This is a genomic window from Enterococcus durans NBRC 100479 = LMG 10746 (assembly GCF_001544215.1).
GTDB lineage: Bacteria > Bacillota > Bacilli > Lactobacillales > Enterococcaceae > Enterococcus_B > Enterococcus_B durans.
In genome coordinates this window covers 1-15,117 of the sequence record NZ_BCQB01000057.1, presented here as the reverse complement: position 1 = coordinate 15,117, position 15,117 = coordinate 1, and the positions used below count along the sequence as shown (strand labels likewise).

Genomic DNA, 15,117 nt, shown 5'->3' with positions numbered 1-15,117 from the left:
TTCCAATACTTGAATTAAGAATATGAGAGTGAGGGGATATTATGAGTAAAATAACTTTTTCAACTAAAGAGATAAACACTCTTCAAAATAATCCAAATGTGCAGCGTGTTAGCGAAAAGGCCATTACTTATACAGACGAATTTAAAAATAGATTTATCGATGACTACCAAGCTGGCAAACTCCCTCGTCAGATTTTTGAGGAGAACGACTTTGATGTGGATGTCATTGGCATAAAGCGAATTGAACAATCAGCTTTCAGATGGAAAAAAGCTTATGAAAAGAATGGCTTGATTGGGCTGACAGGTTCGAGAAAAACATCTTCTGGTAGACCCTTAAATCGTACGCTTACACCGTCTGAAATAATTGAGAGGCAAAAGGATAGGATCGAGTTATTGGAAGGACAGATGGAACTGCTAAAAAAGCTAGAAACGACCGAAAGGAGGCTGCAAAACGCAAGCGAAAATCTAACGCCAGATAAGGCGTATCCATTGATCAAGGAGACACTTGCGCAAAACGTATTTAAGGGAATGACTCGGTACTTTTGTGAACTTCTGGGTGTTTCCCGGTATGGATATTATAGTTACTTGAATGCGGCCCCTATCCGAGAAGCAAGGGAGAAACTAGATTCTGAAGCAAAGAACCTCATTTTAAAAGCTTTCGATCGTAGGGGGTATAAGAAAGGTTCACGTTCCATTAAGATGATATTGGAGAATGAGTTCGCCATTCATTTCAGCCGTAAAAAAATTAGGAGAATCATGAGAAAATATGGTATCGTATGCTCTCATAGAAAGCCAAATCCATATAAAAGAATCGCTAAAGCTACGAAGGAGCATCAAGTCGTTGCCAATAAATTAAATAGAGAATTTAAGCAGGGCATCCCTGGAAAGGTGTTACTGACAGATATCACTTATTTGCCATATAACGAGACGAATATGGCTTATTTGTCGACCGTAAAAGATGCTTGTACGAATGAAATCCTAGCTTATCATGTATCCAATCGGCTTACCTTAGATATTGCGACTAGAACCATTCTTAAATTGAAGAACAACAAGAAAGTGACGCTTCATAAAGATGCCTTTATCCACTCTGATCAGGGAAGTCACTATACAAGCCCTCAGTTCCATAAGCTTTTGAAGAAATACAATCTAGGTCATTCTATGTCTCGCAGGGGCAACTGCTGGGACAATGCGCCTCAGGAATCCTTCTTTGGCCATCTGAAGGATGAAATGGATTATAAATCAGCAAAAACGTTGGAAGAACTGAAGGCAAGAATCAATCATTACATGGTCTACTGTAATAATTACCGTTATCAATGGAATTTAAAAAAGATGACCCTCGTTCAATATAGGAATCATCTTCAAGTTGCTTAATCTCTTTTTTTTATTGTGTCCTTGACATGGGTACCACTTTAGCCTGCAGCCTGACTTCTTTTTCTCAAATTCTTCTATCAAATTGATCATTCAAGAAGTTGAGAAACGCCTTCGCGCAAGTGATTAGGGACTTTTGTTTTCAAAAATGTTTGTGCAGTTTATTATTCAACTGAAATTTTGTCAGCGTTTTCTTTCAAAAATTCTCTAAAACTATCTCCCCAATCACAAATAGAAGTTACAACGGGTTCTAAGAGTAAACCAATTTCACTTAGTTGATACTCTACTTTAGGAGGTACAACCGGGTATACAACCCTAGTAATAATTTGATCTTCTTCTAATTCCCTTAATTGTCTAATTAACATACGTTGATTGACATCGGGAAGGTATCTTTGTATTTCACTTAACCTTAATGGAGACTGTTGGAGCAAACACCAGATAATCGCTATTTTCCAACGTCCACCTATAACGGATAAAGCCAAATCCTTGCTAGTGAAAAAAGTTTTTTCTTTATAATGAATGGTCATATAGTACCATCTCTTTCTATTGATATTTTGTTTATAGTGACAAAATCGTCAGTATTGTCTAATGAATTATAATATGAGATTATGGAAAAGTAAATTAGCAAACAAAAGAAAGAAGGTATTCAATTGAAAAGTAAAGCTGCTGTTGCATTTAAACCAGGAGAACCGCTTCAAATTGTAGAAATCGATGTAGAAGAACCAAAGGCAAAAGAGGTCTTAGTAAAAATCTTGCATACTTCAGTTTGTCATACTGATGCGTTTACTTTATCGGGTGATGATCCAGAAGGTGTATTTCCGGCTGTACTAGGTCATGAAGGTGCTGGTGTTGTCGTTTCTGTAGGGGATGAAGTGACTTCCGTAAAACCAGGAGACCATGTGATTCCACTGTACACGGCTGAATGTGGGGAATGTAAATTCTGTCTTTCTGGTAAGACCAACTTATGTAGTGCCGTTCGAGAAACGCAAGGCAAAGGTTTAATGCCTGATGGAACTACACGTTTCTCTTATAAGGGTGAGCCGATTTATCATTATATGGGAACCAGTACCTTTAGCGAATATACAGTTGTACCTGAGATTTCTTTAGCAAAAATTAACTCAGAAGCACCCCTTGATAAAGTCGCTTTATTTGGGTGCGGTGTAACTACAGGGATAGGTGCTGTACACAAAACGGCAAAAGTGGAAGAAGGTGCAGTAACAGCCGTATTTGGCCTTGGGGCTATCGGTTTAGCTGTTATACAAGGATTGGTCCAAGCAAATGCCAGCCGAATTATTGCTGTCGACTTAGATGAAGATAAGTTTGAATTAGCTAAAAAAATGGGCGCAACCGATTTTGTGAATCCAGCTAAATTTGATCGTCCTATTCAAGAGGTCATCGTTGAAATGACGGATGGGGGAGTTGATTATAGCTTCGAGTGTATTGGAAATGTGGAAGTTATGAAGGCTGCTCTTGAATGTTGTCATAAAGGCTGGGGGGAAAGCACTATTATCGGTGTAGCCGGCGCAGGAAAAGAGATTCATACTCGCCCATTCCAATTGGTAACGGGGCGCGTATGGCGTGGATCAGCCTTTGGCGGAGTCAAAGGTAGAACGGAACTACCAGGAATGGTGGAGGACTTTATGGAGGGTAAAATTGACTTGGACCCCTATATCACCCATCACTTAAACTTTACTGACATTAATGAGGCATTTGATTTGCTTCATAGTGGCGAATCGATTCGAACGATTTTAACATATGAGGAGTGAAGAAGTGAATCTTAAGCTTATTGAAAACCACCTCTCTTTTGGTGGAGAACAGCGTAAGTACAGTCATTATTCAGAAGTGTTACAGTGCAACATGACCTTTAGTCTCTACTTGCCGTCCAATAAAGGAATGGAAAAAATCCCGCTTATTTGGTGGTTATCGGGTTTAACGTGTACCGATGATAATTTTAGTCATAAAAGTGGCTTCCAAAGATTGGCTGAAAAATATCAAGTGGCTGTCATGATTCCCGATACGTCACCACGCGGAGAACATGTTGCTGATGATGAGACTTGGGATCTTGGCCAAGGTGCAGGATTTTATTTGGATGCGACCCAAGAACCATGGGCCAAGCATTATAAGATGTATGCTTATATCACAAAGGAGTTAACCGCGATTGCGTACTCTCTAGTGCCCAACTTCTCAGGGAATGAGAGCATTATGGGGCATTCTATGGGAGGACATGGCGCTTTGGTAACAGGCATGAAAAATACAGAGCGATTCAAAGCGATTTCGGCTTTCTCTCCAATTTTGAGCCCTAGTCAAGTTCCTTGGGGGATCAAAGCCTTCACTACGTATTTAGGGAAGAATCAAACTTCTTGGAAAGAGTGGGATGCTTCCGAACTAGTTAAAGGAACCGGGATGCCGCCTATTCTTATTACGCAAGGAACTGAGGATGGGTTTTATCCAGAACAATTAACAGAAACGTATTTTTTGAAAAATGTTCAGGAAAATAATGTAGCCGTAGATTACAAAAAGGAAGAAGGCTACGACCATAGCTACTTCTTCATTGCTACTTTCTTGGAAGATCATTTCGCTTTTCATATGGCGTACTTAAGATAATTCTTTGATTTAAATGCTCACTCTATTTAAAGTGGTTTGATTGTTGAACTTTATAATGTTCCATAAGTCTTTTGTTAAAAGTAAGCGCCTAATGGAAAGGTACCTAGAAAATGAAAAAGTTGCTGGGAAATAACTAGCTCTAAAAATAAAAACCGCGATGAAATAATCATAAATGTGATTGTTTCGTCGCGGTTTTTATTTTTGACTGATTTGTGTTGAAAAGCTTCCACTTTTCTTCTAGCCTCAAGGGCTAATTTGGTTAGGTTCATGCTCATAAGCATCATTCCAATGTCAGTATGTACAGCTTGCTTGCCTCTGACATGGGTTCTTCGCGTACCAATTCCACCTTTCAATCGATCAAAAATAGTTTCTACGTCAATTTTGCGTTGAGCGTAGATGGCTTTTCCATGATCATTTTCGAGGTTTTCTTTTACATGATGCTTAAAATATTCCCAATTGTAATTTACCGACGTCTGGCGTTGGACACCTTTGGGTGTTTTGGCTAATCAATCGAGCTTTTCATTCTGTTGCTCCGCATCAGCCTTGTAAACGTTAAATTGTCTTTCAAAACTATTTTTATCATTCTGAGTGCTGTAGTGTGAAAAGCTAAAGCGGACACCATCTAAGTCAGCATAGTAATCTTCATTCCCATGATAATCTCAGTTATGGCGATGTTTTGGATTAGAAGCATATTTTTTACTTTTCTCTTTATGATACATGCCGTAGGGGATTAAAGGGACTTTATCAAACGTATCCACAACTGTCTGGTAATTTTCTTCACTTCCATACCCTGCAATTAACTGTAAGACGATTTGTTCCAGAATGCATTCATTTTCATGAATATAATACAGTCGGTCGTCTTGAATCTGGATATTTTTACATAGGATTTGGCTAAACTTAAATTTATCCATGAGTTCTTTTGCTAATATTAAGCCGGAATCTGAGGATAAATTTCCACCAGAGTGAGATACCGAGATATTTGAATTGAAAAGTAAACGATTTTCGCGTGAAGTTGCCATTGAGAGAACCCCTTTCTTTGGTTTGGTTTAGTCGCTTTAACCATAGCAGATTGAGGTTCTTTTTGTACACCCAAAGGGTGCGAATGAACGAAACAAAATAGACTATTATAACAAGTTTTTTGAAGCATTTTTGGAAAAACATGAATACTTCAGGATACTGAGAGAATGTTTTTTTTGATGCCAAAAATTGAGCGAAAATGGTATAAGATTTACATAGGGTTGATGGTGTTTATTCATCTGATCTACATTTCCGTATAGGTCATAGAATGGTTATTCATAGATAGCGGCTTTCCAATCGTAGCTTTAGTAGTAGGAATCCCTTGTTGTTTATGAGAAAAATCATATGGCACAGCTAAAAGTGGAACAAAAATAAAGAAAGTTCGTAAACGTAAGTGAAGTCTTAGCTTTTTACTTATAAAAAAAGATGATAAACTGCTTTCATAAGCTGAAACTATCACTTTTACAAAAAGGAGAGATTTTATGCGCGCAGTAACATGGCAAGGAAATGAAAAAATGGAAGTCAAAACAGTCCCAGATCCAACGATTGAAGAACCAACCGATATGATCGTTCGCATTACAGCAACAGCTATTTGCGGTTCTGACTTGCATTTATACCATAACGGGAAACCGGTCATGGAAGAAGACTATGTAGTAGGCATGAGCCTATGGGAATTGTAGAAGAAGTTGGTTCTGCAGTGACGAAAGTGAAAAAAGGCAACCGAGTCGTTATCCCTTTCAACATTGGTTGTGGAGAGTGTCATTTCTGTACTCATCATATGGAAAGTCAATGTGACAATTCCAATCCTAATCCAATGTTTGATCAAGGTGGATTGTTCGGTTTTGGTAAAATGGAAGGAAATTATCCTGGAGGACAAGCTGAATATTTACGTGTCCCATTTGCAGATTTTACTTCTTTTGTTGTTCCTGAAAGTAATCTGCCGGATGAGAAGGTATTATTTCTATCAGATGTACTGCCAACAGCATATTGGAGTGTTGAACATAGTGGCATGAAACCAGGAGATACAGTAATCGTATTGGGTTCTGGACCTATCGGATTATTTGTACAAAAATTTGCCAAAATGAAAGGTGCTAAACGTGTAATTGCCGTAGACAACGTCGAACATCGTTTGCAACATGCAAAAAAAATGAACGGCGTAGAGATCGTGAATTTTTCAGATGTTTCTGAAGTGGGTAGTGAATTGTATGAAATGACTAAGGGCGGCGCTGAAGTAGTAATAGATTGTGTAGGGATGGATGGCGTAAGACCAATCAAAGAAAAAGCTAAAGAGATTCTTACCTTGCAAAGCGGTTATTACTCACCGCTACAAACGGCAAGTGAAGCTGTGAAGAAATTTGGGACATTGATGGTAACTGGGGTTTACATGACTCCAGCAACGAATTTCCCGTTCCAAGATTTCTTCACTCGTAATGTGAGTATCAAAATGGGACAAGCTCCGGTTATTCACTTGATGCCGAAAATCTATGACATGATTGAAAAAGGGGAATTCGATCCATCAGATATCATTACACATACAATGCCTTTGGAACGTGCGGCTGAAGCATACGATATTTTTGACAAAAAAGCAGATAATAACATTAAAGTAGTATTGAAGCCAGGTATGTCTTAAAAGAAATAGTGTGGCTGGGAGATAATTAGCTCTAAAAACAAAGGCTCTTCGACATTTAGTGTTGGTAAAGATAAATTCAACTGAAAAATCAAGTCTGATCCAGTTAAACAGATTGTTTAACTGGACTTATTTTTGTTGTAAAAATAAGTCCTTGCATAATATAAATTCTGGCACGAAAGTTGAAGAAGTTACGGTAGCCGTAGGCTACTCTCTTTATCACTTTAATTTTATTATTTGTTTCTTCTAAGGCACCATTATTATACTTTGTTTCAAATGCATTTTGAATGCCCTGTTTGTACTTGTTCAAGAAGGTTAGTTTCTTTCTAAACTATTCGGGAAGGTTTATATCCATGCTATTTATTGTATAAAAAAAACTGTCTGTATCCTTTTGTGGATAGGCTACAATAAACTAGACAGAAAAGATAAGGTGTCTAAACTATAAGAAAACACACTGGAGGATCATTTCATGTCGCCAAGAAGAGAACGCAGAACCTACACGCAAGAATTTAAACAACAAATGGTTGACTTATTAAATTCGGGGAAACCAAGAGTCGACATCATCAGAAAATATGAACTAACACCATCGTCCTTTGACAAATGGGTCCGTCAGGCAAAAAAGACAAGTTCATTCAAAGCAGCCGATAATTTGACCTCCGCGGAAAAAGAGCTTATAGGCTTACGCAAACGAAACCAACAACTTGAGATGGAGAATGATATTTTAAAGCAAGCTGCGCTGATATTTGGATGAAAAGACAAGTAATCGATGCAAATAAGCATACTTACTCCATATCAGCGATGTGACAATTGTTAAATATCTCCCGTCAGACGTATTACTATACAACAAAGGAAAAGCCTAGTGAAGCTGCGCTTGAAGAGGCCGTAATAGAAGAATTCGATTGCAGCCGCAAGAACTATGGTACGCGAAAAATCAAAGCTGCTCTGGCAAAAAGTCATGTGACCTCCTTGGTTGCATGATTTTATTTCGGTCAGTAGAGGATAGAACGCAACTTACAGGGAGAAAGTGAGAATTCATTAATGTCATTTGCATTAGAAATTAAGAATTAAAAAAAGCCTTGCGCTACAGGCGTAGAAGCTTTGAAAGGAATTGACTTAACAGTGGATGAAGGAGATTTTTACGCACTCCTGAGACTAAATGGGGCAGGCAAATCCACGAATATTGGAATTATTACTTCATTAGTAAATAAAACTTCAGGTGAGGTCAAAATATTCGGCTATGATATTGATACAGATTTAGTAAGAGCCAAACAAAAAATTGAGCTTGTCCCTTTTTTTCATTAAATAAATTATGTTTTCTTAAAGATATAATTACTAATATTTAAGCTTATTTTCATTTATACTTCTCAAAATGAGAGTGTAAAATATTTTGTGTAAATAGAAAAAAGGAAGTCCCTTCTGTAGAATAGAGTTACCACAACACATTCACAGAAAAGAGGACTTCCATATGAACGATTTTACTACAGAAATTCTAAAGAATCTAGCGAACAAAGGCGATTTGAATGAATTATTCCGTGTCCATTTGGAAAAAGCTGTCAATACGCTTCTCAAAACGGAGTTAACGGCTTTCCTCGATTACGAAAAGTACGATCGCATTGGTTTTAACACGGGTAATTCTCGTAACGGCTCCTATGACCGTACGGTCAAGACCGAGTACGGGGAACTTCATCTCCAGATTCCGCGCGACCGCAACGGCGAGTTCAAGCAACAGACTGTTCCTGCTTATAGACGGACGAATGATACCTTAGAGGAGACCGTCATTCACCTCTTCCGAAAAGGTATTACCATGTCGGAAATCGCAGACTTGATTGAGAAAATGTATGGGCATCACTACACGCCCCAAACCATGTCCAATATGACTAAATCATTTACGGAAGAAGTCACTTCATTTAAGGAACGTGAGCTTCATGACCGTTATGCCGCTATTTATATGGACGCAACCTATATCCCTTTAAAGCGGAAAACCGGCGCCAAGGAAGCCATTCATATCGCAGTTGGCATTTGCCCGGACGGTTCAAAGGAAGTGTTGAGCTATGCGATTGCACCAACTGAATCTATCACGATTTGGGAAGAGATTTTAATAGACCTTCAGGAACGTGGCGTGAAAAACGTCCTCCTTTTCATCACGGATGGCTTAAAGGGGATGGCAGCGGCCGTGCAGCGGTTCTACCCCAAAGCCCGTTTTCAACATTGCTGTGTGCACGTTTCCCGTAATATCAGTCACAAAGTGCGTGTCGATGGTCGTAAGGAAGTCTGTGATGATTTTAAAATGGTGTATCAAGCGTCATCTAAAAAGGCGGCATTGGAAGCACGTGGTGCTTTTGCGGAAAAATGGAAAACCAGTTATCCAAAAATGGTGGAATCGATCCTTTCGAACGATTACCTGCTCACTTTCTATGATTTCCCATTAGCCATACGCAAGACTATTTACTCTACGAACTTGATTGAATCCTTTAATAAGCAAATCAAGAAATACAGCCACCGCAAGGAACAGTTCCAAAATGAAGAGTCGATGGAACGTTTCTTAGTCTCGTCTTTTGATACTTACAACCAAAAATTCCTAGGTCGCAGTCATAAAGGTTTCCAACAGGCCGAAGGCGAGCTCGAACAAATGCTGAGTCAATCGATGGAGAATTAGAAACAATCTACAATCTACAGTAGGGAAGAACCATTTACACAAAATTATTGACGCTCCCTAGCTAGATTTACAATATCTATTTTATTAGATTTAAGTTCAGTTATAGTTGTAGGGCTGATACTGATTAACATTAATAAACAATTGTTTTTAATAACTTTAAGTTCTATACCTTTTTATATTATAATTATTTTAGGATCGAATAAAAAGATGATTCGATTAAATGTAGAAGAGATGCAAAAGAATTCAATATTAGATTCAAACTTTATTGAATCATTAAACGGTATACATACTATAAAAGCACTTTGTAGTGAGAAAAAAATTGTAAATCAAATATATAAAAGTTTAAATGATTTTTTTGATGTATCATTAAAACGAAATATGTATGATTCTGTAACTCAAAATTTAAAAATAATGATATCTTTTTTAATGTCGGCGTTTGTATTGTGGATTGGTTCATATGATATTATTAATGGTAAAATTACAATAGGAGAATTAAATCTTTCAATTCATTATCTATACTTTTCTCTGCACCTATACAAAACATAATAAATCTACAAGAAAAATTTCAAAAAGCACAAGTGGCAAATACTCGACTTAACGATGTATTTTCTATAGATCATGAAGACAAAGATAAGCTTATTCATTTGGAACGATTACCTGAAAACTCAATAATTACATTTGAAAATGTATATTTTACTTATTCTTCTAAATATTCTAACGTATTAGATAATATAAATCTTTCTTTACCTCTAAACAAAAACATAGGAATAAAAGGTGATAGTGGTGTGGGAAAGTCAACTTTAGCACAACTTCTAGCTGGATTTTATGTACCAGATAGCGGGAAAATTTGTATAAATGAGAAAAATATTGAAAATATTAATAGAAAAGACTTACGTAAATTAATTACTTATGTTCCTCAAGAATCTTTTATTGTGAGTGGATCCATTAAAGATAATTTAGTTTTAGGTTTAGAAAGTGTCCCTAATGAAAAAGAATTTGATAAAGTATTGAAAGATACTTGTTTGTGGAGTTTTATTAATGAGCTTCCTCTGGGTCTTGATACGTATCTAGAAGAAAATAGAACGAATTTATCAGGTGGTCAAAAGCAAAGAATAGCTCTAGCAAGAGTTTTATTATCAGAAAGTAAAGTTTTATTGTTAGATGAAGCTACGAGTGCTCTAGATTCTAAAACTGAAATGCGAATTTTTGATAAGTTATTAACATACTCTAATAAGACATTAATAATGATATCCCATAACCTTAACTTAATAAACAAGTGCGATTTGATAATTGATTTAGATAAAAAGTGACTTCGAGAAATTATAATAAAATTATTTAAAAGTAAATTAAAATTAAGGAGGATTAATAAATGAGTAATTTAAAATGGTTTTCTGGCGGAGATGATCGAAGCAAAAGAGCAGAAATAATTATTACTGAATTATTAGATGATTTAGAGACAGATTTAGAAAATGATTCCCTTCGAATGATATTGCACACCTACCTTGGAAATCTGAAAAATGAAGGAACTTCAGTACCTTTAATTTTAAGTCGTATGAATTTAGAAATATCAAATGCAATAAAAAAAGACGGTGTATCTTTAAATGCAAAGCAATCAAAAAAATTAAAAGAATTGATGTCTATATCTAATATAAGATATGGTTATTAGTAATTTCGGTTGCGTCAAGAATTATGTGTAAATGGAAAAAACCATTCTGTCGGTTAAGTTAAAACATTGATTCTAATGTATCTTGTATTTCTTTAAAACCTTTATGAATCCGACACAAAAACTTCTGATTATAGTTGTTGAATTGAGAAACTAAGAATCTCTCCAGAGATTCTTCATTAGGAAATTGTTCTTTTCTTTTTGTATATTTCTTTAATTGTTTGTTAAAACCTTCAATCAAGTTAGTTGAATAAATGGTTCTTCTGATTGATGGAGGAAAATTATAAAAGGTTAATATAGCAGGATTCACGAGTAATTTAACTACTCGTGGATACTGCTTTTTCCATTTATCTATCATAAAACTTATTTGATTCATAGCTTCTTCTTTTGAAGCTGCTTGATAAACCAATTTAAAATCATTACAGACTTCTTGTCGGTCACTAACACGAACCTTATGAGCAATGTTTCTAGAGATATGGACACAACATTGTTGAAATTGAGCATTTGGATAAATACTATGGATACTATCGTTAATGCCGCTTAAACCATCAGTTACGACTAATAAAACCTCTTCTAAACCACGGTCTTTTAAGTCTTGAAGTATTTCTTTCCAAACATACGAAGACTCAGTTGGAGCAATACTAAACCCAAGAACCTCTTTGGTCCCATCTAGTCGGATACCTATGACAATATATACAGCTTCTTTTGAGACAGTTTGTCTTTTTAAAGGAATGTGAGTAGCATCCATAAAAATGATTGAGTATTGGGATTCTAAGGACCTTTCTTTAAAAGCAACAACATCTTCAGATACTATTTGAGTGATATTGGAAATGGTTTGTGGCGTATAGTAATGACCATATATTTTTTCAATCAACTCAGAGATTTCAGACATAGTGATTCCTTTTTGAAATAATTGGATAATGGTGGTTTCTAAAGAGTCGTTACTTCTTTTATAAGCAGGCAACGTTTGTTGAGAAAACTCTCCGTTTCTATCTCTAGGAATTGCCAAATTTAATTCTCCAAACTCTGTTTTAAATGAACGAGAATAATTCCCATTTCGGGAATTACCTGAATTAAAACCAGTGCGATTATATTTCTCATAATCAATAAAAGCCGTTAATTCAGCTTGTAGCAGTGTTGCCATTCCATTGTGAAAATAAATTGGTCTAGTTAACTACCTCTTGTGTTCCTTTGTTTTTTGAATTTTTAAGATTGTGAAATTTATTAGCATTAACTTGATTCAGATAACAAAAATATTACTTTGCCTTACTCTTTTTAGCTTGCTTTATCGTCTTATCCTCTAAAACTTGATACTGAACGTTAAATTTTCTTCGTTCATCTTCTGTCATAGAATCCAGCACATTCTGAATCAACAACGCTACAGTCTCTTTTTGAGTATTCCCATAACCAATCAAACTAAGTGCATTAATTTGATCTCTAAGTCTAGTGTCAATTTTTAAAGTTGTTTCTGTCGGACTGTAATTATTTGCAGCAATAACTACAGAATGTTTAGTAGTATCTTTTTCTATCTCTCGTTCCTCGTTTAATTGATTAAAAATTTCATATAAATCTAAACTCAACTTTTTGGCTTGCGCTATCAATGTAGCTTCTTTATCCCTCAGCCCGTTCCTCCTTTTAAATCTTTTTTGCACGTTGTTGTTTGTTATAATCTTTTAGCTCTAAAGAATCTAAAATAAAATCAAATCTTTTTCGTTCGTCGTCAGATAAGCTATCTAGCGTTGAAAAGCACATTTTTTCAACAGCATCTTTTTGAGAATCAAACATTCCGATATTTACTAGAGATGTCAGCATATTTCGAACGTGATTATCCACTTTTATAGTAGCGCGTTCAGTCGTGCTTCTTATTCCTAATTTAGAAGGTTCGGATTCCGAATTGGAAAGTATCCTGCCAATATTTAATTCATTCCGATCTATTTGTTGATTTATAACAGGATTAGGCTTCCGTTCCAATTTCTTTTTATTACTCTGATTCATCATTCCCATTATCCATCAATCCTCTCTAATATTTCTTCCCCTACCAAAGTAAAAATACTATGCACCTTTTTATCGTGCGGATCTTTAGGATTATCTGTGATGCCAGTCATGTCCACACGCTTAACTCGCTCCATTAAAGAAATTTTATGATCAAATATATATTCTTCACCAAATTCTTCTGTAGCCAATTCTAGTATTTCTTCGTCTACACGTGCATTCCGTTTGCTTAACACTGGAAGTATACCTAAAACATCACAACTGGCATTGAATTCGTCAATTAAAGTGTTTTGCAAATATTGAATAAATACCTCTGCACCAGTCAAACTTCTTTCTTGCGTTTGAAGGACAACAATAATCTGATCGCAAGCATAGAAAGCAGTGTCATTAAGAAGTGACAAAGTTGGCGGTACATCTAAAAATATATAATCAAATTTTGAAATCAAAGGCTTTATATATTCTTTTAAGTACTTCACTCGATCAATCTCAGCATTAAAGTTCTTTTCTAAATATCTTGGATAAACTGAAAAATCTACAGCGTTGGGTATTAAGTAGAGATTTTCTTTGATTACTAATGCTAATTTATCAGATTCAATATTTTCTGTAATACCTCTCATAAGAGATTTGTCGATTGTTGTAATTTCATTGTCATTAGAACTTGTTTTAAACATTAAAGAAGTCAAATTTGCTTGAGCATCCAAATCAATCATTAATACTCTTTTGCCAACTTTAGCCAAATTATATCCGACAAGAGCAGTCGTGCTGGTTTTACCGACTCCGCCTTTAAAGTTTGCAAATGAAAGAACCTTTTCCACAGTTGTCTACCTCCGTTGGTGTACTATTTTTTTTTACAGTATGCCACAGATGAGTAACATTCAAAAAAATGGTGTACAAGTGTACAAGCAGACACCTTGAAAACTCTATATAAAACTAATATAAAGCTTGGTACGATTCTGTTTGTAAGACATACGAATAGTATCAGAGGTAGGAGCCAAGCTGCCTGATATTAAATTATCGATAAAGTAGAAAGGTTAAGCATTAGCCGCTGCAATAACTAATGCTAGGAGACAGCAACGTGTAACCATTACCGCACGTGTTTCTGAATGGTGGTAGCGACCGATTTGAACGGCTAGGGCGGAAATACGGTGCAAATGCACGGTGGTTTCATGCAATGCTTACAGGGCGTATTTTGTAAGGGTATGTAACGGAGATAATCCCGACGGTAATGGATGTGAGAGGCCAAGCCGGCGCTGACGATAGCGCAAACAAACATAGTTGCACTCTAGCGATCGTTATTTATTTTTAACGGTCAAACTAGGATACAACTATGCTTAAAACACTTCGCCTCAACTTCTGGTAGCAAAAGTGATTTTGAAAGTCAAAATATTTTTTATGAGTTATTTATAATTCTAAAAAACAAGTGTATTAATCTACTAATTTGAGACTTGTACTATTTTATTGTTTTCGTGTTTAATGTATTGATAAACTTTGTTTGTAACTAAACAGTCTTCTAAAGCATCGTGTGAATTATTATCTAAATTGAGATAATCTTTTAAAGTTATTAGTTTGTGATTCGGAGTTTCGAAATGTCTTCGTGCTAAAGGTAAAGTATCAATTACACGGATTCGTTGATTTAATTCAATATTATTTTCATTTAATTGATGCAGCAAAAACTTTAAATCAAAAGGTGCGTTATGAGCGACAAGAGTATAACAACTAATAAACGATATTAGCTGAGGTGAAAAGTCTTCAAATGTGGGCATATTTACGACATCTTCTAATTCTAATCCAGTTATCTTAGTTATTCTTTTAGAGATGTTTGATCTAAATGGTTTAATATTTTGATATATGCGATCAATTTCTTCGTTTGATTCATATTTTATAGCACCAATTTGGATAATTTCGCTATCCAACGGACTTAATCCAGTGGTTTCGAAATCTATTACGACGTAATCATCAACCAGTTTACGAGCTTTAATGTAAGTTGGACTCTTTTTATCTGCTTTTTTTGATTTCGAGGGAGGGGTAGGACCGGTTATATTTACTGATTTTTTAATCAAATCATCAATATTTATTTTGTTTTCGATAACGTTTTCTTTATCAGGGTTTTGAATAGTCGCATCTTCATTTTTTTCTATCGTTTGTTCTTTGATGATTTCTTTCATTTTATGAGAAAAACTCAAGAAAAGAA

General features: G+C 35.7%; 11 protein-coding genes and 8 pseudogenes. 10 read left to right on the top strand and 9 right to left on the bottom strand.

All coding sequences use genetic code 11. The features are described 5' to 3' along the window. Window positions 1-41 precede the first annotated feature (41 nt). Window positions 42-1,370: an IS3 family transposase gene (locus ED2_RS12335; RefSeq protein WP_060789853.1), complete on the top strand. Its 1,329-nt coding sequence runs from the start codon at window positions 42-44 to the stop codon at window positions 1,368-1,370. Window positions 1,371-1,531: 161 nt separating this feature from the next. Here ED2_RS12335 and ED2_RS12330 read toward each other — a convergent pair whose 3' ends face one another. Continuing rightward, window positions 1,532-1,894 (bottom strand): winged helix-turn-helix transcriptional regulator, encoded by a 363-nt coding sequence (locus ED2_RS12330; protein WP_002339845.1) that lies wholly within the window; start codon window positions 1,892-1,894, stop codon window positions 1,532-1,534. 123 nt (window positions 1,895-2,017) lie between these two features. On the opposite strand from ED2_RS12330, the gene ED2_RS12325 reads away from it, so the two are divergent. Continuing rightward, window positions 2,018-3,133 carry an S-(hydroxymethyl)glutathione dehydrogenase/class III alcohol dehydrogenase gene (locus ED2_RS12325; protein WP_005876004.1) on the top strand — a complete coding sequence of 372 codons (1,116 nt, stop codon included), beginning with the start codon at window positions 2,018-2,020 and terminating at the stop codon, window positions 3,131-3,133. Further along, the gene (fghA, locus tag ED2_RS12320; RefSeq protein ID WP_197669111.1) at window positions 3,123-3,971 is read left to right on the top strand and encodes an S-formylglutathione hydrolase; all 849 of its coding nucleotides are present in this window, start codon (window positions 3,123-3,125) and stop codon (window positions 3,969-3,971) included. Before ED2_RS12325 ends, fghA begins: the two co-directional genes overlap by 11 nt. 74 nt (window positions 3,972-4,045) lie before the next feature. On the opposite strand, the pseudogene ED2_RS15850 reads toward fghA, so the two are convergent. Together ED2_RS15850 and ED2_RS12310 are read right to left on the bottom strand one after the other, a co-directional pair. Beyond that, a pseudogene (locus ED2_RS15850) lies at window positions 4,046-4,444 on the bottom strand (transposase); the annotation flags it as partial. Window positions 4,445-4,741: 297 nt separating this feature from the next. Further along, window positions 4,742-4,990: pseudogene (locus tag ED2_RS12310) on the bottom strand (transposase); the annotation flags it as partial. Between the two features lie 480 nt (window positions 4,991-5,470). On the opposite strand from ED2_RS12310, the pseudogene ED2_RS12300 reads away from it, so the two are divergent. Continuing rightward, window positions 5,471-6,618 (top strand): annotated as a pseudogene (locus ED2_RS12300) (zinc-dependent alcohol dehydrogenase). 103 nt (window positions 6,619-6,721) lie between these two features. Here the strand turns inward: ED2_RS12300 and ED2_RS12295 are convergent. Next, a pseudogene (locus tag ED2_RS12295) lies at window positions 6,722-6,934 on the bottom strand (transposase); the annotation flags it as partial. 150 nt (window positions 6,935-7,084) lie between these two features. Between ED2_RS12295 and ED2_RS15140 the strand changes: the two are divergent. The 6 genes and pseudogenes from ED2_RS15140 to ED2_RS12265 form a co-directional block, all read left to right on the top strand. Continuing rightward, a pseudogene (locus ED2_RS15140) lies at window positions 7,085-7,578 on the top strand (transposase); the annotation flags it as partial. A 135-nt stretch (window positions 7,579-7,713) separates the two neighbouring features. Further along, window positions 7,714-7,905, top strand: a pseudogene (locus ED2_RS12285) (ATP-binding cassette domain-containing protein); the annotation flags it as partial. Between the two features lie 175 nt (window positions 7,906-8,080). Then, window positions 8,081-9,271 (top strand): IS256 family transposase, encoded by a 1,191-nt coding sequence (locus ED2_RS12280; RefSeq protein ID WP_060789850.1) that lies wholly within the window; start codon window positions 8,081-8,083, stop codon window positions 9,269-9,271. A 69-nt stretch (window positions 9,272-9,340) separates the two neighbouring features. Then, window positions 9,341-9,817: pseudogene (locus ED2_RS15135) on the top strand (ABC transporter transmembrane domain-containing protein); the annotation flags it as partial. Between the two features lie 32 nt (window positions 9,818-9,849). Then, a complete protein-coding gene (locus ED2_RS12270) occupies window positions 9,850-10,581 on the top strand; it encodes an ATP-binding cassette domain-containing protein (protein WP_227645003.1) in 732 nt (243 codons plus the stop codon). Between the two features lie 59 nt (window positions 10,582-10,640). Further along, window positions 10,641-10,937, top strand: a complete 297-nt coding sequence (locus tag ED2_RS12265; protein WP_005880299.1) for a bacteriocin immunity protein — start codon at window positions 10,641-10,643, stop codon at window positions 10,935-10,937. A 58-nt stretch (window positions 10,938-10,995) separates the two neighbouring features. Here ED2_RS12265 and ED2_RS12260 read toward each other — a convergent pair. From ED2_RS12260 to ED2_RS12240, 5 genes and pseudogenes are all read right to left on the bottom strand, one after another. Beyond that, window positions 10,996-12,075: pseudogene (locus ED2_RS12260) on the bottom strand (IS256 family transposase); the annotation flags it as partial. 115 nt (window positions 12,076-12,190) lie between these two features. Continuing rightward, window positions 12,191-12,535 (bottom strand): DUF5388 domain-containing protein, encoded by a 345-nt coding sequence (locus ED2_RS12255; protein ID WP_060789848.1) that lies wholly within the window; start codon window positions 12,533-12,535, stop codon window positions 12,191-12,193. Between the two features lie 34 nt (window positions 12,536-12,569). Beyond that, the gene (locus ED2_RS12250) at window positions 12,570-12,938 is read right to left on the bottom strand and encodes a DUF5388 domain-containing protein (RefSeq protein ID WP_005876966.1); all 369 of its coding nucleotides are present in this window, start codon (window positions 12,936-12,938) and stop codon (window positions 12,570-12,572) included. Next, entirely contained in the window at window positions 12,938-13,741 is an 804-nt protein-coding gene (locus tag ED2_RS12245; protein WP_060789847.1) for a ParA family protein, read from the bottom strand. Before ED2_RS12245 ends, ED2_RS12250 begins: the two co-directional genes overlap by 1 nt. Before the next feature lie 618 nt (window positions 13,742-14,359). Further along, on the bottom strand, window positions 14,360-15,117 hold a 758-nt coding region (locus ED2_RS12240), incomplete at its 5' end, for a 3'-5' exonuclease (RefSeq protein WP_060789846.1).

What these genes read in the sequence shown, in the direction of transcription:
- ED2_RS12280 (WP_060789850.1), top strand. Translation starts at nt 8,081, where the DNA reads ATGAACGATTTTACTACAGAAATTCTAAAGAATCTAGCGAACAAAGGC.
- ED2_RS12330 (WP_002339845.1), bottom strand. Translation starts at nt 1,894, where the DNA reads ATGACCATTCATTATAAAGAAAAAACTTTTTTCACTAGCAAGGATTTG.
- ED2_RS12335 (WP_060789853.1), top strand. Translation starts at nt 42, where the DNA reads ATGAGTAAAATAACTTTTTCAACTAAAGAGATAAACACTCTTCAAAAT.
- ED2_RS12250 (WP_005876966.1), bottom strand. Translation starts at nt 12,938, where the DNA reads ATGGGAATGATGAATCAGAGTAATAAAAAGAAATTGGAACGGAAGCCT.
- ED2_RS12265 (WP_005880299.1), top strand. Translation starts at nt 10,641, where the DNA reads ATGAGTAATTTAAAATGGTTTTCTGGCGGAGATGATCGAAGCAAAAGA.
- fghA (WP_197669111.1), top strand. Translation starts at nt 3,123, where the DNA reads ATGAGGAGTGAAGAAGTGAATCTTAAGCTTATTGAAAACCACCTCTCT.